We start from the raw sequence: 20,328 nt of genomic DNA, 5'->3' as shown, positions 1-20,328 counted from the left end.
GGTACAAGAAGGGCCGCCATGCGGCCCTCGGGGTGGAGGTCAGTCTGCCTGCTTGGGTGCGAAACGCAGGATGCCGCAGGCGATCACCGCCGACAGCAACGAGCCGAGCAGGATGCCGATCTTGGCGGCGTCGACCTTGTCGGGCTGGCCGGGGAAGGCCAGCTCGCCAATGAACAGGCTCATGGTGAAGCCGATGCCGCACAGCATCGCCACGCCGTAGATCTGCAACCAGCTGGCGCCACGCGGCTTGCTGGCCAGGCCGCTTTTCACCGCCAGCAGGACGCCGGCGAACACGCCGAGCTGTTTGCCCAGCAGTAGACCCAGGGCAATGGCCAGGGGCAACGGGGCGAAGATGTCGGCCCAGCCCAGGTCGCCGAACGAAACCCCGGCGTTGGCAAAGCCGAAGGCCGGTACGATCAGCAAGCCCACCCAGGGAGCCAGGCCGTGTTCCAGCTTGAGCAGCGGGCTGGCCTCGCGGGCCTTTTCAGTGCCGGTGCTGTAGGGGATCAGCAGCGCGCCGACCACCCCGGCGATGGTGGCGTGCACGCCCGACAGCAGGGTCACGTACCACAGTGCGGCGATGCCCAGCAGGTAGGGCCACAGCGCGACCACGCGCAGGCGATTGAAGGCCAGCAGCACGGCGATGATAGCGGCGGCGCCAGCCAGCGCCAGCAGGTCGATCGACGAGGTATAGAACACCGCGATGATCGCCACCGCGCCCATGTCGTCGATGATCGCCACCGAGACCAGCATCACTTTCAGCGACAGCGGCGCGTGGCGCCCGAGCAGCGCCAGGGCGCCGACGGCGAAGGCGATATCGGTGGCGGCGGGGATCGCCCAGCCGCCGGCCAGGCCGGGCTCGCCGCGGGACACAGCCAGGTAGATCAGCGCGGGAACCGCCATGCCCATCAACGCCGGCAGGGCCGGCAGGCGGCGTTGCTCCCAGCTGGCCAGGCGGCCGTCGACCAGCTCGCGCTTGATCTCCAGGCCCACCAGCAGGAAGAAGATCGCCATCAGGCCATCGTTGATCCACATGTGCACGGTCATCGGGCCGAGCTTGTCGGTCAGGGTCGGCCCCACGGGCAGGTGCAGCAGGTGCAGGTAGGCCTCGGCCCAGGGGCTGTTGGCGATGACGATGGCCAGGGCGGCGGTGAACATCAGCAAGACGCCGCCGGCCGCTTCGGTGGCCAGCAACTCGCGCAGCATCGAGCGCTTGTGGGGTAGGGGGGCATGCATGGTGCGGTCCTCGTTCATGACGTCGCCCTCGCGAAGGCAGCGGCGCGGCGGGCAACAGGCACGGCGAGACGATGGCGCCGATTGCGACGGGCCACTGCGGCGATGAGCGAGAAGAAGGATGGGTAAAGCGGCGCGGCAAGCCATACCGTGAACACACGGGACGGAAAGCGCCATGGGGATAGCAGGCATGCGTGCAACATGGTCGAGTCTCACGGAAAACAAATGAATGTTCTCCGTATTCGGGAAGGGCTCCCGGGCGCACGCAGCACACGCCAGGCGCACATTCTAGCGATGCGGATGGGGCTTTGCCTCGGTTATTTGCGTCCAAATGTTGCCAGGCGCGCTTGTCAGCCCATCGGCGCTTGCGTAGCATCGACCGCCAGGAGATGGCATTCCTCCTTGAACCGCCTTGGGCTTTGCCTACAGAGCCTAGTGCTGATGATGCCTGCGCCAACCCCCAGTGGAGGGGTGCGCAGGCGCTTGCCTGTCTCTCCATGGGGGTCTTAACGACCTTTGCTGGAGCTTGTCGATGTACCTGTCCTTATTTTCCGTTGTCGTCGGTGGCAGTGCCGGTTGCGTGCTGCGCTGGTGGTTGGGCCTGCGCCTGAATTCGCTGTTTGCCGGCATGCCCATGGGCACCTTGCTGGTCAACCTGGTCGGTGGCTTGATCATTGGTGCGGCGATGGCATTGTTCCTGCGGTTTCCCAACCTTGACCCGGCCTGGCGCCTGCTGATCACCACCGGTTTCTGCGGTGGGCTGACCACGTTCTCGACCTTTTCCGCCGAGGTGCTGTCGATGCTCATGCATGGCCGCGCCGGCTGGGCGATGGCCACGGTGCTGGCGCATGTGCTGGGTTCGCTGTTGATGACCTTCGCCGGGTTCGCCTTGGTGCGCTGGCTGGGTTGAGGTTGGCGCTGCGCGCGAGCACGGCGCCAAGCTCGGTAATCACGGCCGGCACATCAAGCGCTGGCGCTCGTAGTTCACCGCCCTGTCCCGCTCCGGCAACTGGTAAGGCGCCGTGCAGTGCTGCTCGCCCCACTTCAGGCTCAGCTCGCCCTGGTCCTGCTCCAGCAGCACCAAGGCCTTGCCGCTTGGGTCGGCAATCGCCAGCTGGCGGCCTTCGGCATCTTCCACCGAGGCGCCGAACGGCAGCGGCTGACCGCTGCCATCGAACAGCTCGAACTGCACGCGACGCCCGCTCTTGCCGGTGTAGCGGGCCAGCACCACGGCGCCGCGGCGCGGTACCAGCTGCTGGGTGGCGTTGTCGATCTCGATGTCGCCGCCCAGGTCGCGGGTGTCCAGGCTGATCCAGTTGACCCGGTACGGCTGGGCGTTGGGGATCACCGCATAGCCGTTGCGCCCGGTTTCCACGCCGCTGTAGCTGCTGATCTTCGCGCCCTTCACCCCAGGCACCTGGGCCAGGGCGAAGGTCTCGCTGACGGTCTGGCCGAGGTTGATGCCGCCACGGTGGGCCACCACCGCGCCGGCCAGGTTGAGGTTCTGCGAGTCGTAGCCACGGCCCTGGCTGTAGCCCAGGCTGATGTCGGCCACCGAGGTGCGGGTGTTCAGGTTGGCCGAGGCCGAGCTGCCGCTGGTGCGGCTGTGGCCGCCCTGGATCGAGTAGAAGGTGTCGCTGGTTTCCGACAGGTAGCCGTTGACGCCGGCTTGGGTGGTGTCGTTGCCTTTCTGCGTGCTGGTGGTGACGAAGGCACGCGGCGCGCGCACGCGGCTGCCCAGCGGGAACGACACCGAGAGGTTGAACTGGGTGTCGTCGCTGGTGGGGCCGGCGTTATCCAGGTCCTTGGTGTGGCTGACATCGAGGTTGTAGGTGACCTCGCCCCAGTTGTTGCTGTAGCCGGCCGACAGGCTCTGCGAGCCGCCGCGGTTCCAGTAGCGCTGGTCGATGGCGGTCAGGTACAGGCTGCCGAACTCGCGGTTGCGCCCTAGGCTCTGGCTGATGGTCAGGTCGGTGCGGGTCTTGGAGTTGCCGCTGCGCCGGCGCACGTCGGTGCTGAGGTCCTCGATGTGGTTGGTGAGGGTGCGAAAGCCTTCGGTGGAGTAGCGGTAGGCGGCCAAGGTGAAGTTGGTGTCGGTGCCGGTGAAGGTCTTGGCGTACAGCGCCCGCAGGCTGTTGCCCTGGGTGGTCTGGCCCTGGGCCTTGCTCGAGGAATGGGTGACGTCGAGGGAAAACGCGCCCAGCAGGGTATTCAGGCCGCTGCCCACGGCCAGCGCCTTGTAGTCGTCGGTGGCTTGCAGGCCGAGCACGCCGGTCAGGGTGTTGGACAGGCCGTAGGCCAGCGTGCCGCTGAGCATCTGCGGCGTGGCCAGGCCCTCGCTGTTGCTGTTGTAGCGCCCGGCGGACAGGCTGTACTTGACCTGGCCGTTGCGCACCATCAGCGGCAGGCTGGAGAACGCCTGCACGCTGACCCGGCGGCGACCATCGGCCTCGATGATGGTGATCTCGAGGTCGCCGTTGGAGCCGCTGGGGTAGATGTCGCTGATCTCGAACGGCCCGGGCGGCACGCTGGTGGTGTACAACACGTAGTTGTTCTGGCGGATTTCCACGGTCGCGCTGGTCTGGGCCACGCCACGCACAACGGGGGCGTAGCCGCGTTCGCTGTCGGCGCGCATGCCTTCGTCCGAAGCCAGTTTCAGGCCGCGGTAGCGCACGCTGTCGAACAGGTCGGCGTCGCTGAAGATCTCGCCGGCGCTGAACTGGCCCTTGAGCGCGGTGACGTCGTGCTGCAGGTAGCTGCGGTTGCTCTTGAAGGTATCCGGGCGGCCGGTGCCGCTGCTGAAGTTGGACTCGTTGCGCAGCCGCCAGCCGCCCAGGTTGAGGCCATTGCGCAGGCTCAGGTTGTTGGCGGTGCGGGTCTGCTCGTCGCTGCTGCTGCGGCTGGTGTTGAACTGATAGTTGATGAACGCCGCGGAGACACCCTCATCCCACAGCTGTGGGTCGACGTAGCCGCGCAGGCCGCGCTTCATGGCCAGCTGCGGAATGCTCGCGGCCAGGCGCAGGCGGCTCGAATCGAAGCTCAGGCTGGCCTGGTCGATCAGCGTGGGCAGGTCGTGGCAAGCCTGCGCGGTGTCCAGGCGCCCCTGTGCCCTGAGCTTGTCCATGTCGATGCCCAACTGCTCGAGCAGCTCCAGGGTCAGGCAGGGTTCCACCCGCCCGGTCTGGTCGTTGCGCTTGAAGTCGATGTCACGCCGGCCCACCAGCACCTCGTTGCTGTACAGGTCGACCCGGTAGTTGCCCGGCAGCACACTGTTGGCCGACAGCAGCAGCTGCAGGTCGACCGTCGATTGCGCGCCCTGCAGGAAGGTGGTGTTGAAACCCTGCAGTTGCGTGTCGGCGTCGGCGGCGGCCAGGCCGGGCAGGGCGGCGCCGATCACCAGCGACAGGGCGTTGCGTTGCCAGGTCGGGCGGGGCGTGCTGCGCTTGGACGCGCGCGCGCCTGCGTCGGCCCCGCGGACGGGGCGGGCTGCGATGGACAGAGACATACGAGGAACCTATTTCATGTCCCGGCACGGGCTGGGCACGGGGAGGCCGCACGCAAACCGGCGCGCGAGCTAGGGCGCGACGGTTTTCAGAAGGCGATGGTGGGTTCTGCGGGCTTGGCGTTCGCCGGCTGGGCGTTGTCTAGACGCGCCGAATATTTATGTTGTGCGCCATAGTCGTTGATGTTCTTGAAGGTCAGGGTCAGCGAACTTTGTGTCGGCGAAAGTGCGCTACCCAGGGTTTTTTGCGCACCGGGCGCAATCATGGTCGAGTCGGCGCTGAAGACCGTTTGTTTACCCAGCTTCAGTTCGATATCGGCCATGGACACGTGATACAAACTGGGGTTCTTCACGGTCAATTGCGCTTTGCCCGCGTGCGCGGTGAGTTGCCAGACCAGTTGTTCCGGTGCCAACAAGGCATTACCGGGCAAGTTGGCCGGGCGGAAGAAAATCTTGATGCGTTGGCGTACCGCCAACTGCAAGGTATTGGCTTGGCCACTGGCTTGTGGAATTTCCTGGACATTCAGCCAGACCACTGATTCGCGATCGGTCGGCAGGCCTTGGCCTTCATACAGAATGCGCAGCAATTGCTCTTGCTTGGGCAGTACCCTGGCCAGCGGCGGGGTAATGGCGAACGGCACTTGCGCCAGTTCGCTGTCGCCACCATCGACCCAGGATTGCACCAGGACTTCCTGGTTGCCATTGCGCACGGTGACGTTGGCTTCCTTGTGCGCGCCGTCGAACACGACGCGGGTGGCGCTGAGGGAAATGCTGGCGGTTGCCTGGGCGGCGGCGAGCATGCCCAGCAAGCCGAGCACGGGATACACGGAACGACGCAACATGGTCGGGCACCTTGCGGGATGAACAAGTGGCGAGGCTTTGCAGCCTCGCGCATGGGGCACCTGCGGGGCGATTACTCGTACTGCAGGATGAACGGCAGGGTGGCGTCACCACGACCGGCGGTGGCGGTGCCGGCAGCGCCGGTGGTCACGTAGGCGGCGGAGAAGCTCAGGGTGGCGTCGCCGCCCTCGGCACCGGTGCCGTGCACGTCGCTCTGGATCTTGGCGGTGGCCGCCGAGCTCAGGTCGATCAGGTTGCCGGCTGGGTCGAGCAGGGCGATACCGACGTTGGCGGCGGTGCCGGTGCCTTTGGTCAGGGCCAGGACTTTCTTGCCAGTCACCAGGCCCGAACCGCCGCTGTTGGCGTCAAAGACCATGGACACCTTGGTGCCGACGTTGCAGTTGACGTTGAGGTTGAAGTCCTTGCCGGTAACGCGGCCCGATGCCGGGTTCTCGGCGGTGCCCATGTCCTTGATCGAGACAGTGCCCATGTCCACGGCGATGACGCGGTCGGCATTGGCGCCGTCGACCGAGCAGGCGTCATTGTTGATCACGCCGGTGAAGGCGATCTTGCCGCTGCCGCCTTTGGTCGGACCGGTAGGTTCGGCGGCGAAGGCGCCGGCGGAAGCGGCGATCAGCGACAGGGTCAATGCGGCCAGGGAGAACTTTTTCATTTTGATGTCCACGCGATTATTGGTAAGTGCTGCATGTGAAATGCACGCTTACGATAAGTCGCGTGGGCTTATTACCACATCAGACGAATCTGAATGCTAGCCGGGTGCCATTGTTTCAATTGAACACATTGCCCGCCAGGCAATAGGCCAACAACTCCTGGTCACTATTAACCTCAAGTTTGCGCATGGCCGAAACTTTCTGCGCGCTGATGGTTTTGGTACTGCGGTTTTGGCTGCGGGCAATTTCACTGACACTTTGTCCGGCCACGAACAGGCGCAATATTTCAAACTCCTTGGGCGACAGGCTCTCCACCCGCTGATCGAGCGCGGTGGTGCAGGCGATGACCGAGTTGCGCGCAGGGGCTTGCGAGCGGTAGGGATTGTTGCGAGCGACGGCATTGAGGGCTTTTTCGATTTCGCCGTGCAACTGGCTTTTCTGGATGACGCCGTCCACCCCCAGTTCGTGCAGCCGCGTGAGGATCAGCGGGTTGGAAATCATGGTCAGGACCAGGATTCGTATCGCCGGGTAGTGGCGCTTGAGGTAGTCGATCAGTTTCAGGCCGTCGCCATAGGGCGAGTCGGCCGGCATGTTGTAGTCGGAGATGACCACGTCTACCGCTTGCGCTTCGAGCAGATCGATCAGCCCTTGCGAGCAGACCGCTTCGCCGACCACGCAAAAGCGCGAGTCACGCTCGACCAGTTCGCGCACGCCGAGCAGCACGATGGGGTGATCGTCGGCGATGATGACCTTGAGTTTTTCCATAAAAGACGACCCGTTAGCCGGTGCGGATGGGAGGGGTGTTTCCATTGGTGTTGAGCGCTTGGGGGATTCTATTGGAGTGTGGCCAGGAGTGCCGCCAGCCTGGCCAGCACCTCCTCCACGCGCCCGGCCAGGGGCGCATCGAGTGGCGCGCCAAGCAGGGCATTTTCCAGTGCGCAGCATTGCTCGGCCAGGGCTCGGGCCTGCACGGCGCCCAGGGCGCCGGCGATGCTGTGCAGGCGCTCGCCCAGGCGCTGGCTGTCGTGCTGTGCCAGGGCCTGGCGCAGATGATCCATGTCTTGCTGCAAGGTACTGACGAACAGCGCGCGCATGGCCGGCGATAGCTGCACGGTGTCGGCTGGCACGGGCGCCTTCGGTGCGACCAACGTCTCAGGTGCGTCGCGGCTGGGGCCGTCGGCCAGGTTTGGCTGGCACAAGCGCACCAGGTGGCTGCGCAAGGTTTGCAGGCTCAATGGCTTGACCATCCAGGCATTCATACCCACCTCGAGGCAGCGTTGGCCTTCCTCGCGCAATGCATTGGCGGTGACGCCGACGATCGGCAACTGGGCATCGTGCTGGCGTAGCGTCCTGGCCAGTTCATAGCCGTTGATCAGCGGCATGTTCACATCGGTCAGCACCGCGTCGAACAGGCCGGGCTGCCAGCGTTGCAGGGCTTGCTCGCCATTGGCCGCGAGCACCGTGGTGCAGCCCAGCGCTTCGAGCTGTTCCTGAAGGATCGCCTGGTTGATCGGGTTGTCCTCGGCCACCAGGATATGCAGGCGCAGGGCGGCGCGTTGTTGTTGCAGCGCTTGCTGGTCATCTGCCGCGCCGCCCTGGCGCACCAGGGCAATGAGCCGGGCAATGGCGCGCACATCGTGCATGTCCACTTGCCAGCGACCATCGACCCAGGTTGCGGGTACGGGGCCGTCGCTGCTGGCGCAGATGCGCGTGCCTTGCCAGGGTTCGGCGTCCGGGCAGTCGAGCAGGTCCACCCGCAGGGCCTGGGCGTTGTCCTGCTCCTGCGCGGGGATCGTCAGGGTGGCGGCGATGCCCAGGCGCTGCAACCAGTCGACGCAGTGCTGGGCCAGCTCCGGTATCGGCGCGCGGACGTACACCGGGCTCGGCTCGGGCACCAGTTGCGGACAGTCGCCCAGTGCGCCCGCGGCCAGCGGCAGGCTGACCTTGAGCGAAAAACTACTGCCCAACCCTGGCTCGCTGACCACCTTGATCTGCCCGCCCATCATCTGCGCCAACCAGTTGCAAATCGGCAGGCCCAGGCCCGCGCCGCCCTCGCTGGTGGCATCCATGACCTGATAGAACAGCTCGAAGAGCCGGGCCTGTTGCAGCTCGGAAATCCCGATGCCGCTGTCGGTCACCTGCCATTCCAGGCTGACCTGGGTGGCGTCGATCGCCAGCACGCGGGTGCGCAGCACCACTCGGCCGGTGTCGGTGAACTTGATGGCGTTGCTCAGCAGGTTGTTGAGGATCTGGCGGATGCGTATCGGGTCGCCGACCACCTGCGCCGGCAGCTGTGCATCGGTGCAGGCATATAGCAGCAAGCCCTTGCGCTGGGCAAAGGCGCGATAGGTGCGCAGGGTGTCCTCGAGCATGTCCAGCGGGCAGAACGTCACGGGCTCCAGGGCCATTTGCCCAGACTCGATCTTGGACACGTCGAGCACGTCGCTGATCAGCTGGAACAGGGTCGCCGAGGAACGCTGGATGGTGTGCAGGTAGCCCTGCTGGCGGCTATCCAGCGGGGTCAGGCCGAGCAGTTCGAGGGTACCCAGCACGCCGTACAGCGGGGTGCGGATTTCATGGCTCATGGTCGCCAGGAACAGGGTCTTGGCCTGGTTGGCGGCGTCGGCGGCGCGGCGTGCGTCTTCCAGTGCCTGGGCGTCCTCGACATGGCGGGTGACATCGCTCAAGGCGAGCAGCTTGACCTCCTCGCCGTGATAGCGGGTCGAGACGAAAGCAACCTTGAGGTGGCGGCCGTCGATCTGCGCGTGATGCTCGCCGCTGCGGCTGTTGTCCAGTTGCGGCGCGAGCCTCTTGATCAGCTCGCCGTTCCCTTGCCACTGCTGGGCACATTGGTTCTCCAGGAGCACGGCATGGTCGGCGTTGCGCACCACGCACAGCCCGGTCGGGGCGGTATCGATGACCACCCGGCTGAAGGCCTCGCTCTCGGCGATGGTTTCGTGGGCCGCACGGGCGGGCAGGATGACCCGTTGCTGGTACCAGCGGATGGCCACCCGGCCCAGGCCGAAGAGCACCAGGAAGGTGATGGCGAGGCTGGCCAGCGACCAGAACGCGTAGCGGAAGAAGTGCTGGTAGGTCACGGTGTAGACCGCGCTCCAACCGCCGTTTGCCTGCTCGTGCAGACGGAACACCAGGCCGTTGGCCTTGAAGTTCAGGCCTTCTTGCAAGTCGGCCAGCGGCAGGGACTCGCCGATCAGGACGCTACCGGAGGGGGCGAACAGGGTGAAGCGGTCATATACGGTCCAGGCCATGATGCGTTCGAAATCGTTGATCTGGGCCAGGTCGACCAACGACGCCACCTGGAAGCGTCCGGCGCTGGCCCGCGCCGGGTCCTGGGCAATACTGGCAAACGCCAGTACCCGCGCCGGCGAGGCCTGGTCGGGATGGGCGACGTAGCTGCGCCAGAGGACCACGTCTTCCTGCGCCCAGGCAGCTTCATCGGGCAGGCGTGCGGCCACCTGGCCGATCACCGCCACGAAGGGTTCGTTGCCACTGACCGTCTGGCCGCGGCCACGGCCGGCGGCGGGCACGGCGATGTCGTAGTGCATTCCCGGCGAGAACAAGATCACCTGGGGCGAGCGGTAGTGGGCAGCCGACCAGAAGCTGCTGTAGAAGGCGGCAAGGTTCGCGCCCTGGCTGAAGATGCGCAGCATCTGGCTGCTATCGACGCGCTGGTGGTCGAGCTTGACGCTGAACGGCAGGGTGAACGAGAACGCCTGGCCTTCGTAGATTTCCGGGCCTTCCGCGGCCAGGGGCGTCAGTGCGGCCTGCAGGGGGCGGTGCCGCTCGAGCAGCTCGCCCTCGACGCTTTGCCGCACCAGGGCTTTCAGGAAGGACTCCTGCTCGCGGATGTTCTCCATCAGGCGGGCGAAGTGAATGTTCACCGTGTCATGGTGTTCGTCGACCAGCCGCTGGACCGACCAGATGCTGAAAGCCACCAGCAGCAGGGCCAGCCCCAGCAGTGCGGTCATGCCTTTGTTAAGGCGCAGTGAGCTGCGGGCAAGGTTTTCCAGCAGGGCGTTGTACTGTTTCATGGGGGCAGCGGAGTCCGAAAGGCCTGGGAGGCGTCGATATCAAATGGATATTACCTCCGAAGTTCGGCCTTCACAGGGGTAATGCGGATCAATAGGCCGCGGGCGGGCCATCGCTGTGCAGCAGGTGCTGGAACTGCTCGGCCGACACGGCGTGGGAGATCAGGAACCCCTGTACCTGGTTGCAGTCGACCTTGCGCAGCATTTCCAGCTCCTGGGGCGTCTCGACCCCTTCGGCGACCACGGTGAGGCCAAGCTTGCGGCCCAGGGCGACGATGCTGGCCAGGGCCGAGGCCAGGCTTTCGCTTTCATCGCAGCGCTGCACCAGCGCGCGGTCGATCTTGAGCTCGGTGAAGGGTGTCGAGACCAGGCTCATGTAGGAGCTGTAGCCTTTGCCGAAGTCATCCTGGGACAGGCCGAAGCCCTTCATGCGCAGGCGGCAGGCGCCAGCGTAGAAGTTGCTCAGGTCCTCGGGGATCGAGCACTCCATCAGCTCGAAGCACAGCTTGCCGGGCACCCCCTGGTGGTGCAGGACGAAGGCCAGCAAGCGGTCGGCCAGGTCGTGGCTGTTGAGCAGGTGGGTCGGCAGGTTGATCGACACCGGGATGTCATAACCCTGTTCGCGCCAGCGCACCTGGGCGTCCATGGCCTGCTTGAGCATTGCCCACAGCAGGCGCTCTTCCAGGCCGAAGGCGTTGAGGGTCGGCAGGAAGGTGCCAGGCAACAGCACGCCTTGTTCCGGATGCATCCAGCGCACCAAGGCCTCGGCGGCGACGATGCGGCCGTTGTGCAGGGATTTCTTGGGTTGGAACCAGGCCTGGAAGGCGCGGTTGTTGAGGGCGTCGACCAGGGTCTGGCGGTCGAACTCGAGGGCCGCCGGGGCGCTTTGCGTGGTGGCCTGGCGGCGCAACTGCAACTGGTCGATCAGGCTGCGCAGGGCGGCGGGTTCGACCGGCTTGGAAATCAGCCCGAGCACATCCACGCCCAGGTTCTTGGCCACCAGGCTGGCGGCCATGAGCATGCGCCGCGAGGCGGCGCTCATGATCGCCAGGCCCGGCTTGTGGCGCAGGCCGGTGAGGTGCTGGATGAACTGCACGCCATCCATGCCCGGCATCAGCAGGTCGGTCAGGACCAGGTCGAAGTCACGCAGGCGCAAGCGTTCCAGGGCTTCCTGGCCATCCCGCGCGGCCTCCAGGTGGAAGCTGCCCAGCTCGCTGAACAGGTGCTGCAGGTACATGTGCTGGAACGGGTGGTCTTCGACGATGAGGATGTTAAAGGGCTTCAAGACGGCTACCTCGATACGGGGCCAGGCAGTTGAACAGGGCTTGCAGGTTGAATGGTTTGATCAGGCAGCGGTCCATGCCGGCGGCCAGGCACAGTTCTTCCTCGCCGCGCAGGGCGTTGGCGGTGGCGCCGATGATGGGCAGGGTGCAGCCTTGCTGGCGCAGGGCCCGAGCCAGGGCGTAGCCGTTCATGCCGGGCATGTTGACGTCGCTCAGCACCAGGTCGAAGCGCTCGTGCTGCCAGGCATGCAGGGCCTGCTCGCCATCGCCGGTCAGGGTCACGCTGCAGCCGAGTTCCTTGAGCTGGTCGCGCAGGATCAACTGGTTGATGACGTTGTCCTCGGCGACCAACACGTGCAGCCCGAGCGGCTCCGGCGCGTCGGCGTGCGTCAGGGTTTCGCCGCGCGCACGGTGCAGGCCCTGGGCTTGGCTGACGGCGTGATGCAGGGCGCCGAGGTCGGTGAGGTTCACTTGCCATTGGCGTACGTCTTCGCGGGCCTCCCAACTGCCGAAGGCACTGGCCAGGATGCGTGGGCCAAGCCATTGGGCCAGCAGCGGCTGCTCGAGGCTGCCGGGGTGCAGTTCGAGCAACAGTTCGCAGGTTGCCGGGCCGGTAGTGGGCGGCATGCCCACCTGGGCCCGTGCGCCCCAGCGGCACAGCCAGCCGGCGAAAGTCTCGGCCAACTCGTGGATGGGCGAGACCACATGGATGCGCTCGGCCAGCAGGTTGAAGGGCGCAAGGGCAGGGGCGCTGGCGGCCGAGGTGACTTCCAGGGGCAGGGTCAGGCTGAAGCTGCTGCCCAGGCCCAGCTCGCTGACCAGGCGCAACTGGCCGTTCATCAATTGTGTCAGGCGCTGGCAGATGGCAAGGCCCAGGCCGGTGCCGGGCACCAGCTGGGTATGGCCTTCGCTTTGGTAGAACGGGTCGAAGATGTTCGCGTGGTCCTGCTCGGCAATGCCCTTGCCGGTGTCTGCCACCTGCCACAGCACCGAGCAGCGCTCGCCCTCGCGGTTGAGCAGCCTGGCGCGCAGCACCACGCGGCCACAATCGGTGAACTTCACGGCATTGCTCAGCAGGTTGTTGAGGATCTGGCGGATCCGGTTGACGTCGCCGATCAGCCGCTCGGGCAGGTGCGGATCCAGGCAGCCATAGAGCTGCAGGCCCTTGTTTCTGGCTGCGGCGCTGTAACTTTGAATCACTTCCATGGCCAGTTCCGCGACGCTGAACTCGCTGCGCTCCAGGGCCAGTTGGCCGGCCTCGATCTTCGACACGTCGAGCACATCGCAAATCAGTTGCAACAACGTCGCCGAAGAGCCTTCGATGGCTTGCAGGTAGTCGCGTTGCTGCCCATCGAGGGTCGTGCGCGACAACAGCTCCAGGGTGCCGAGCACCCCGTACAGCGGCGTGCGGATCTCGTGGCTCATGGTGGCCAGGAACTGGGTCTTGGCTTCGTTGGCGCTGTCGGCGGCGCGCCGGGCATCCTCCAGCGCCGCCTCGATCTGCTTGCGCGCGCTGATATCGCTGAACACGCAGAGCACCACGTCCTCGCCCTTGTAGCGGGTCGGTGCGCAGCTCAGGTAAAGATGGCGGCCGTCGCGGGTTTCGAAGTCATCGCCGCAGGCGACACAGGGCTCGGCGAAGGCCTGTTCGATCCAGGCCGCGCTGCGCGAGACCCGGGCTTCGCCCAGCCACTGCTGGGCCAGGCGATTTTCCAGCACCACCTGGCCGTCGCTGCGGCGCAGGACGCACAGCGCCACCGGCGCGGTCTCGATCACGTCGCGGTTGAACAGCTCGCTTTCGACCAGGGCGCGGATGCGTTGCACCGTCGGGCTGATGAAGCGCTGTTCGAAGCGGCGTATCAACAACAGCATCAGCCCGATACTGAGCAGGCAGAACAGCAGGGCGCCGACAATCTGCAACCAGAGCCCGGAGAGGATGGCGAGCAGGTCGATGGCATACACCAGTTGCCAGTCCGACGACATCAACGGCTTGTTGATGACCAGGTACTCCGGCAGCAGCCCTTGGCCGACGAAACCGAAGAAGTCACTGCCCTGGTGGGCGAGCAGCAACTGGCTCAGCGCCTGGTCGGAGCTGTTGCTGAACACCAGCATGCCATCGGCGTTGTACATCATGAACTTGCCCGACGTCGCATCGTCCAGGGTCGGCGAGACTTCGCGGCTGTCGATCTCCAGCCCCAGCCAGCCGGAGTCTGGGTCGCGCTGGTCGAGACGCTGGAAGATGTACAGGTGCGTGTGCTGCTCGTCCTGGTCGGCCAGCCACAGTTCATCGACCGCCGCGGGCTGGCGCGCCTGTTCGCCCTGCAAGCGCCGTAGCAGGGTGGCAGAGGGGGTGTGGGCATGGGCGATGGCGCTGTACAGCCAGCGTGCCTGGCCCTGGGGGCCGGCGCCGACGTACAGCAGGTTGACCTGTTTGGCGCGCAGGTAGTCACACATGCGCGGGGTCAGCCACAGGCTCCATTGCTTGCCTGGCTTGTCGCCCAGCAGCAGGTGCACTTCCTCGCTGGGAATAGTTGCCATTGGCAGCTTGCCCGGCGTGGTACGGGCAATGGCGGTGAGGCTCAGGCTTTCCAGCAGCGCTTCACGGTTGGTGAAGAAGGTGTGCGCCTCGGCGATCGCACTGCTCATGTAGCCGCGGCGCTTGGAAATGTCGGTATTGAAGCTGAGCAGCAGGAAACTGTAGGCGCCGCCGAGGATGCCCGCTGATAGCACCAACGCCAACAAGCGAAGCAGGTGGCGCGCCGCTTCGGGGTTGGAGAGCAGGGGGTTGATCTGTTGCAGGTAGGTTTTCAGTCGCATCGGGCGACTTTAGGCGGGGGGATGGCAGGACGATATCAGACGATCCTTAAAGCCAATTGCGTCCCAGTGGCTCAGGTAGAGGTCTTTCGTTGTTCGCTTTGTGATGGGTGTCACACCGGCCTCCGTGTCCAGTACCGCTTATCGGATAGGCTGGGAGGTACAGGGTTCACCAGGGAGAAACACGATGGGCATCAAGGCATTTGCAGTGTGTGTAGTGGCCTGTCTGGGGTGGGGGGCGCAAGCGCAGGCAGCCACGGCTATCGGCTCGGGCGTGCTGCAGTTCACCGGCAGCATCGTCGAGTCTTCCTGCCGGGCAGAGGCTGGGGCCATGGGGCTACGGGTGGCGGATTGCCCTTCGATGGCGCAGCGTAGCCAGGTCGATGTCCAGCGCGCGGATCGCCAGGCCGAGCAGGTGCAGGCGATACGGGCTGATGCGCGGGGTGAGCTGTATCGCCTGGTCGATATCAAGGGGCAACCGCTGGCCCAGGGCAATTATGTGGTGATTTTGACCGCGCCTTGATGATCAGCCTGGCACCGGCAAAGCCGGTGCCATCCACCGCAGCGCCTGGCTCGCCAGCAAGGCTGGCTCCTACTGCGATCAGCGTGTGCCGTCGCGGCGTTTTTTTGCCGGTAGTTTAGCTTTCGGCGGGCAGGCCGGCTTCGGCAGCCAGGCGCTCGCGCTCGGCCTTGCAGATGTACTTGGGCTTTTTCGGGGCGAGCTTGGCGCTCGCCTTCTTGGCGTGGGCTTTCAACAGCTGGTTGATCTTCTTGCGGCGGTTCATGTGCGTCCTCTGCCCACGGTCATGTGGGGGCGGGGATTGTACATGGGCTCAACGGCGATAGTAGCGGTAGTCTTGCTGGTAGCGGTGGTGCATGGCCCGCTCGTGGTGGCGCTCCCAGTAGCGCTGGCGCTCTAGCTCGCGACGATGCTGTTCGCGGCGCCATTGCTCGCGTCGCCACTGTTCGCGGCGCCAGTCGTCACGCCGGTCGTGCCAGCGCTCGTCGTGGCGGTAGCGATCGTCATGGGCGAGCAAGGTGGTCGCGGGCTGGGCAGTCAGCTCGGCAAGGTCCGGCCAGGGGCTGGCGGCGCGGGTGGCGGCTGCGGGTTGCTGGAGGTGGATGAGCGGTGCTGCCGCTGCCGAACCCGCTGCCACGAGGGCGAACAGGCCGAAAAGCAGCGTGCGCGGGGAAAGGATGGTCATGGACGGGGCAGCCTCTGCGGAACAGTGGGTCGATGGACGGAGAAATAGACCGCGCCCGTGGGAAAAGTTCGAAGCCTGCCGCCTGGGCGCGGGCACCCCGCCACCGCTGGTACCGTTGCCTAATTGGTCACCAGCAATTCCGGCCCCAGGTAGTCGTTGATCTGGTCGATGTCATCATCCCCCAGGCTGCCCACCGTCGAGGCCAGGCGCAGGCGCGCCATCAGGTAGTTGAGCTTGGCCTCGAACAGGTCGTGGCGGGCGACGAACAGCAGTTCCTGGGCATTGAGCACATCCGAATTGGTACTGGTGCCGCCCAGGGTGAAGCCCTTGCGCGTCGACAGCAGCGAGCGCTCGTTGGAGGCCACCGCCTTTTCCAGCGCGTGCACGCGCAACGCGCCGCTCTGCACGCCACGGTACTCGCGGGTGGTGCCGCTGATGACTTCCTGGCGGGTGGCATCGAGCTCGTCCAGGGCCTTGGCGCTGTTGGCGCTGGCCTGGCGGGTCAGGGCGCTGACGCCGCCGCCACTGTACAGCGGAATGTTCAGCTCCAGCCCGATCGAGCTGTAGTGGTTGCGCTGGTTCAGTTCGGAGATCGACTGGCTCTTGCCTGCGGTATAGCCGGCGACGAAGTCCAGGGTCGGCCAATGGCCGGCGCGGGCACGCTTGACCTCTTCCTCGGCCAGCGCGTAGTTGTGCCGGCGTGCGTGGATCAACGGGCTGTCGGCCTGGGCCTTGGCCAGCCAGGCCTGGAGGTTGTCCGGCAGCAGCGGCGGGGTGGCGAAGTCGGCCTGCAGGGTGGTCAGCGCGTCGGGGGTTTCACCGATGTACTCGGCGAGCTTGCGCCGGGCGTTGACCAAGTTGTCCTGGGCCTCGATCAACTCGGCTTCGGCCAAGTCGCGGCGGGCCACCGATTCGTCGATGTCGGTGACGGTGCCGTCGCCCAGCTGCAGGCGCCGTCTCGCCGAGGCCAGCTGTTCCTCGAACGCGCCCAGCTTGGCCTTGGCCAGGGTGATGGTCTCGCTGGCCAGGAGCACGTCGAAGTAGCTGTCGGCCAGGCGCACCGCGGCGTCCTGGCTCTTGGCATCGAACACCGCCACGCTGTAGTCGGCGCGTTGCTGGCCCTGGCGGTACTCGGCCATCTTCTGCTTGTTGAACAACGGCTGGCGCAGGCGCACGTTGGCCCCGGTGGAGTCGTAGTCCAGGTCGTTGTCGATGCCGTTCTGGCGCTGGCTGCCGTTGATCTTGTTGGCATAGGCCGACGCGTTGATCTGCGGCAGCAGGCCGGCCTGGCCGATGGCGCGGTTCTCGGCCCCGGCTTGCTGTTCGTGCACGGCGGCGCGGTAGATCGGGCCCTGGTACTGCAGCAGGTCCCAGGCTTGCTTGAGGTCCATGGCGCCCGCTGGCAACGACAGCGCCAGGGCGCACAGGCACAGGCAATGACGGTTCATTTCATTGCTCCTTGAACGCGGCATCCACGCGTTCGAGCATGGGTTTGAGCAAGTAGCTGAGCAGGTTGCGCTCGCCGGTCTTGATGGTCACGGTGGCGGGCATGCCGGGGCGAATGTGGTTGCTGCCCAGCAGCGCCATGCCGGCGCCGGTGACTTCCACCTGGGCCAGGTAGAACGGCTGCTTGCTTTCCTCGTCGAGCAGGCGGTCGGCCGACACGGTCTTGACCCGCCCGGGGATGTTCGGTGTCTGCGCGTGGTTGAAGGCGGGGAAGGCCAGGTCCACCGGCAGCCCGGGGGCCATCTTGTCGATCGCCTGCACCGGGATCATCGCGTCCACCTGCAGCGGCTGGTCGAGCGGGATCACCTCCATGATCTTGCTGCCGGGCTGGATCACCCCGCCGACGGTGGCGATGCCCAGGGCCTGGACCATGCCGTCGATGGGCGAGCGGATCACCGTGTGGCTGACTTCGTAGTCCAGGGCGCGCAGGCGGTCGGCCAGGGTGGTGCTTTCCTTGGCGGTGTCGGTCAGTTGCGACTGCACCTCCTTGAGGTAGTCGTGGCGGCGCTGGAGGATGCGCAGCTTGATCTCGGTGGTCTGGCTGCGCGCCCGGGCGATGTTGTTGAGGTTCTCGGCCTGGCCGGCGGACAGCTCGGCGTTGCTGCGCTCGAGTTCGAGCAGGCGATTGCGCGGCACATAGCCTTCGGCGGCGAGCATGCGCGTGCCTCGCAGTTCCTGGTCGAGGAAGCTGATCTGCGCGGCGCGGGCGCCATACACCTGTTGCAGGCCCTTGAGCTGCACCGCCGAGGCGGCGAGGTTTTCCTCGAGGATGCCGACCTCGCCGGCCAGGCCGGCGCGGCGGGTGTCGAGCAGGTGTTGTTGCAGGGCCATGGCCGCGCTCAGGCGCGGATCGCCGGCGTAGTGCTCGAGCAGCGCCGGGTCGAAGCGGATGCTGGCGCGGTCGTCGCGCTCGGCCTCCAGGCGGTTCTCCACGGTCTTGCTGACGATGTACTGGGCGCTGACCGCGCCTTGCTCGGCGATGGCGGGCAAGGCATCCAGGCGCACCAGCTCCTGGCCTTTTCGCACCACCTCGCCCTCGCGCACCAGGATCGCCTCCACGGTGCCGCCGGTGAGGTGCTGCACGGCCTTGCGGTTGCTGGTGACCTTGACCGTGCCGGTGGCCACCACCCCGGCATCCAGTGGTGCCAGCCAGGACCACAGGAGGAACCCGCCGAAACCGGCGAGCACCAGCCACAGGCCCCAGCGTGCGGGTTTACCGACGTCCAGGTCGATCACTTCGCCGGCGTCGGGGCGAATCATCTCGGTGTGCGGGCTCATCTGCATGGTCGGTTACTCCCGTACCTTGACGGCGGCCAGGGGCGCTGCGGCGCCGCCAGGGATGACGCTGGCGGTGCGCAGGGCGGCGAACACTTCGTCGCGGGTGCCGAGCATCTGCACGCCGCCGTCACGCAGCATCAGCACCTTGTCCACGGCGCACAGCACGTTGGGCCGGTGCGAGATCAGCACCACCGTGGCGCCGCGCGCCTTGAGTTCGGCCAGGGCCTCGACCAGGGCCTTTTCGCCGAGGTCGTCGAGGTTGGCGTTGGGCTCGTCGAGCACCACCAGGTTGGGTTCGCCATACAGCGCCCGGGCCAGGGCGATGCGTTGTTTCTGGCCGCCGGACAGCGGGCTGCCGTCGGCGCTCAGGCGGGTGTCGTAACCCTGGGGGAAGCGCAGGATCATCTCGTGCACGCCGCTGCTGCGGGCGGCGCGGATCACCGCGTCGCTGTCCACTTCGGCGAAGCGCGCGATGTTCTCGGCGATGCTGCCCTCGAACAGTTCGACGTCCTGGGGCAGGTAGCCGAGCCAGGGGCCGAGTTCGGCCTTGTTCCAGGTGAAGATGTCGGCGCCGTCCAGGCGCACCTTGCCAGCCTGGGTCGGCCACACGCCGACCAGCAGGCGGGCGAGGGTGGACTTGCCCGAGGCCGATGGGCCGATGACACCGAGGCTTTCGCCGGGCGCCAGGGCCAGGCTGACCCCGCGCAGGATGGTATTGCCGGTGCCGGGGGCGCCGGCATACACGTTCTCCACCGCCAGCATGCCCACAGGGCGCAGCAGCGACATGCTCGGTGGGCGCCGTGGGTACTCCTGCAACAGGTCGTTGAGCCGGCCCCAGGCCAGGCGACAGCCGAGCAGTTGCTTCCACGAGGCGATCACCTGCTCCACCGGGGCCAGGGCGCGGCCGGTGAGGATCGAGCAGGCGATCATCATGCCGGGGGTGATCTTGCCCTCGATCGCCAGCAGGGCGCCGGTGCCGAGGATCAACGATTGCAGGGTGATGCGCACGAAGCGCCCGGTGCCGCTGATCAGGGCGGCGCGGTCGGAGGCCAGGCCCTGCATGCGCAGGATGCGCAGGTGGCTGTGGAACCAGCGCTGGCTGATCGCCGGGAGCATGCCCATGGCCTCGATGACCTCGGCGTTGCGCAAGTTGTTGTTGGCGTAGTTGGCCGAGGCGAGGGCGGCGTTGTTGGCTTCGGCCAGGGGCTGCTGCGTGGCCTTCTCGGTCAGCCAGGCCAGGGCCACCAGGATCAGCGAGCCGATCAGCGTGACCAGCCCGAGCAGCGGGTGGATCAGGTAGGCCACCAGCAGGTAGATCGGTGTCCAGGGTGCATCGAAGAAGGCGAACAGGCCGTTGCCGGTGAGGAACTGGCGCACCTGGGCCAGGTCCTGCAGGGCCTGCCCGGGGCTGCCACCGGCCCGGCTCAGGTTGCGTTCGAAGGCGGCGCTGAACAGGCGCCGGTTGAGGTCCATGTCCAGGCGGTTGCCAACCCGGATCAGCACCCGGGTGCGAACCATCTCCAGGGTGGCCATCAGCAAGAACAGCCCCACCACCAGCACCGTGAGCATGCCCAAGGTGGTGACATTGCGGCTGACCAGCGCGCGGTCGTAGACCTGCAGCATGTAGATGGCGGGCGTCAACATCATGACATTGATCACGCCACTGAACCCGGCCAAGGCATAAAAACTGTGTCGAAGGCGAAACAGTGCGTCGGCCAGTTCGGAACGGGTAGCTGTTTGCCTGGACATTAGCGCCGACCTCCCTCTGCGAAAAACCGGTCGCCGTTGCGGCGGACTGGCTGAAAGCCTCGTGGTTGACGGTCTGCAGGCGGTGTGACGCTCTTTTGGCGCGTTAGCCGAATTCGCTGCGGCGTATTCCACTTACCGGCAGCGTAGGTGGCTTAGAAACATTTTGTAATATCGTTTTGCTCTAAACGATCCTCCAAC

General features: G+C 66.0%; 15 protein-coding genes and 1 riboswitch. Of the genes, 2 read left to right on the top strand and 13 right to left on the bottom strand.

Annotation, left to right across the window (positions count from 1 at the left end):
- Window positions 1-39: 39 nt before the first annotated feature.
- Window positions 40-1,236: a Na+/H+ antiporter NhaA gene (gene nhaA, locus NJG22_RS13950; protein WP_253095274.1), complete on the bottom strand. Its 1,197-nt coding sequence runs from the start codon at window positions 1,234-1,236 to the stop codon at window positions 40-42.
- 373 nt (window positions 1,237-1,609) lie between these two features.
- A riboswitch (Fluoride riboswitch) is annotated at window positions 1,610-1,691 on the top strand.
- 74 nt (window positions 1,692-1,765) lie between these two features.
- On the opposite strand from nhaA, the gene crcB reads away from it, so the two are divergent.
- Window positions 1,766-2,143, top strand: coding sequence for a fluoride efflux transporter CrcB (gene crcB, locus NJG22_RS13945; protein WP_217853825.1), 378 nt, complete (start codon window positions 1,766-1,768; stop codon window positions 2,141-2,143).
- Window positions 2,144-2,182: 39 nt separating this feature from the next.
- Here crcB and NJG22_RS13940 read toward each other — a convergent pair whose 3' ends face one another.
- The 7 genes from NJG22_RS13940 to NJG22_RS13910 form a co-directional block, all read right to left on the bottom strand.
- Window positions 2,183-4,738, bottom strand: a complete 2,556-nt coding sequence (locus NJG22_RS13940) for a fimbria/pilus outer membrane usher protein (RefSeq protein ID WP_253095272.1) — start codon at window positions 4,736-4,738, stop codon at window positions 2,183-2,185.
- An 86-nt stretch (window positions 4,739-4,824) separates the two neighbouring features.
- A complete protein-coding gene (locus NJG22_RS13935) occupies window positions 4,825-5,577 on the bottom strand; it encodes a fimbria/pilus periplasmic chaperone (protein WP_253095270.1) in 753 nt (250 codons plus the stop codon).
- A gap of 71 nt (window positions 5,578-5,648) precedes the next feature.
- Window positions 5,649-6,248, bottom strand: a complete 600-nt coding sequence (locus NJG22_RS13930) for a fimbrial protein (protein ID WP_253095268.1) — start codon at window positions 6,246-6,248, stop codon at window positions 5,649-5,651.
- Window positions 6,249-6,363: 115 nt separating this feature from the next.
- On the bottom strand, window positions 6,364-7,011 hold the full coding sequence (locus NJG22_RS13925) for a response regulator (protein WP_253095417.1): 648 nt from the start codon (window positions 7,009-7,011) through the stop codon (window positions 6,364-6,366).
- A gap of 68 nt (window positions 7,012-7,079) precedes the next feature.
- Window positions 7,080-10,298: a hybrid sensor histidine kinase/response regulator gene (locus NJG22_RS13920; RefSeq protein WP_253095266.1), complete on the bottom strand. Its 3,219-nt coding sequence runs from the start codon at window positions 10,296-10,298 to the stop codon at window positions 7,080-7,082.
- Between the two features lie 88 nt (window positions 10,299-10,386).
- On the bottom strand, window positions 10,387-11,580 hold the full coding sequence (locus NJG22_RS13915; protein ID WP_253095264.1) for an EAL domain-containing response regulator: 1,194 nt from the start codon (window positions 11,578-11,580) through the stop codon (window positions 10,387-10,389).
- A complete protein-coding gene (locus NJG22_RS13910; protein WP_253095262.1) occupies window positions 11,567-14,395 on the bottom strand; it encodes an ATP-binding protein in 2,829 nt (942 codons plus the stop codon). Before NJG22_RS13910 ends, NJG22_RS13915 begins: the two co-directional genes overlap by 14 nt.
- Window positions 14,396-14,579: 184 nt before the next feature.
- On the opposite strand from NJG22_RS13910, the gene NJG22_RS13905 reads away from it, so the two are divergent.
- A complete protein-coding gene (locus NJG22_RS13905) occupies window positions 14,580-14,915 on the top strand; it encodes a hypothetical protein (RefSeq protein ID WP_253095260.1) in 336 nt (111 codons plus the stop codon).
- A gap of 115 nt (window positions 14,916-15,030) precedes the next feature.
- Here NJG22_RS13905 and NJG22_RS13900 read toward each other — a convergent pair whose 3' ends face one another.
- The 5 genes from NJG22_RS13900 to NJG22_RS13880 all read right to left on the bottom strand — a co-directional run bounded on the left by NJG22_RS13900 (window position 15,031) and on the right by NJG22_RS13880 (window position 20,130).
- Complete coding sequence (locus tag NJG22_RS13900) at window positions 15,031-15,177, bottom strand: DUF2986 domain-containing protein (RefSeq protein WP_217853834.1); 147 nt, start codon at window positions 15,175-15,177, stop codon at window positions 15,031-15,033.
- 48 nt (window positions 15,178-15,225) lie between these two features.
- Window positions 15,226-15,597: a hypothetical protein gene (locus NJG22_RS13895; protein ID WP_253095258.1), complete on the bottom strand. Its 372-nt coding sequence runs from the start codon at window positions 15,595-15,597 to the stop codon at window positions 15,226-15,228.
- A 119-nt stretch (window positions 15,598-15,716) separates the two neighbouring features.
- Window positions 15,717-17,045, bottom strand: a complete 1,329-nt coding sequence (locus NJG22_RS13890; RefSeq protein ID WP_253095256.1) for a TolC family outer membrane protein — start codon at window positions 17,043-17,045, stop codon at window positions 15,717-15,719.
- A 1-nt stretch (window position 17,046) separates the two neighbouring features.
- On the bottom strand, window positions 17,047-18,387 hold the full coding sequence (locus tag NJG22_RS13885; protein ID WP_253095254.1) for an HlyD family type I secretion periplasmic adaptor subunit: 1,341 nt from the start codon (window positions 18,385-18,387) through the stop codon (window positions 17,047-17,049).
- A 6-nt stretch (window positions 18,388-18,393) separates the two neighbouring features.
- Entirely contained in the window at window positions 18,394-20,130 is a 1,737-nt protein-coding gene (locus NJG22_RS13880) for a type I secretion system permease/ATPase (RefSeq protein WP_253095252.1), read from the bottom strand.
- Window positions 20,131-20,328: the final 198 nt, after the last annotated feature.

The organism is Pseudomonas sp. VA159-2 (genome assembly GCF_024126635.1).
Lineage (GTDB): Bacteria > Pseudomonadota > Gammaproteobacteria > Pseudomonadales > Pseudomonadaceae > Aquipseudomonas > Aquipseudomonas muyukensis.
Note: the sequence above shows the minus strand (reverse complement) of the source record. Positions and strands in the feature narration are given on the sequence as shown.

Bases quoted from the DNA above. Each gene is read 5' to 3' on its own strand.
- NJG22_RS13890 (WP_253095256.1), bottom strand. From the start codon at position 17,045: ATGAACCGTCATTGCCTGTGCCTGTGCGCCCTGGCGCTGTCGTTGCCA.
- NJG22_RS13885 (WP_253095254.1), bottom strand. From the start codon at position 18,387: ATGCAGATGAGCCCGCACACCGAGATGATTCGCCCCGACGCCGGCGAA.
- NJG22_RS13905 (WP_253095260.1), top strand. From the start codon at position 14,580: ATGGGCATCAAGGCATTTGCAGTGTGTGTAGTGGCCTGTCTGGGGTGG.
- NJG22_RS13940 (WP_253095272.1), bottom strand. From the start codon at position 4,738: ATGTCTCTGTCCATCGCAGCCCGCCCCGTCCGCGGGGCCGACGCAGGC.
- NJG22_RS13935 (WP_253095270.1), bottom strand. From the start codon at position 5,577: ATGTTGCGTCGTTCCGTGTATCCCGTGCTCGGCTTGCTGGGCATGCTC.
- NJG22_RS13925 (WP_253095417.1), bottom strand. From the start codon at position 7,011: ATGGAAAAACTCAAGGTCATCATCGCCGACGATCACCCCATCGTGCTG.
- NJG22_RS13920 (WP_253095266.1), bottom strand. From the start codon at position 10,298: ATGAAACAGTACAACGCCCTGCTGGAAAACCTTGCCCGCAGCTCACTG.
- NJG22_RS13910 (WP_253095262.1), bottom strand. From the start codon at position 14,395: ATGCGACTGAAAACCTACCTGCAACAGATCAACCCCCTGCTCTCCAAC.
- NJG22_RS13900 (WP_217853834.1), bottom strand. From the start codon at position 15,177: ATGAACCGCCGCAAGAAGATCAACCAGCTGTTGAAAGCCCACGCCAAG.
- NJG22_RS13930 (WP_253095268.1), bottom strand. From the start codon at position 6,248: ATGAAAAAGTTCTCCCTGGCCGCATTGACCCTGTCGCTGATCGCCGCT.
- NJG22_RS13880 (WP_253095252.1), bottom strand. From the start codon at position 20,130: ATGTCCAGGCAAACAGCTACCCGTTCCGAACTGGCCGACGCACTGTTT.
- NJG22_RS13895 (WP_253095258.1), bottom strand. From the start codon at position 15,597: ATGACCATCCTTTCCCCGCGCACGCTGCTTTTCGGCCTGTTCGCCCTC.
- crcB (WP_217853825.1), top strand. From the start codon at position 1,766: ATGTACCTGTCCTTATTTTCCGTTGTCGTCGGTGGCAGTGCCGGTTGC.
- nhaA (WP_253095274.1), bottom strand. From the start codon at position 1,236: ATGCATGCCCCCCTACCCCACAAGCGCTCGATGCTGCGCGAGTTGCTG.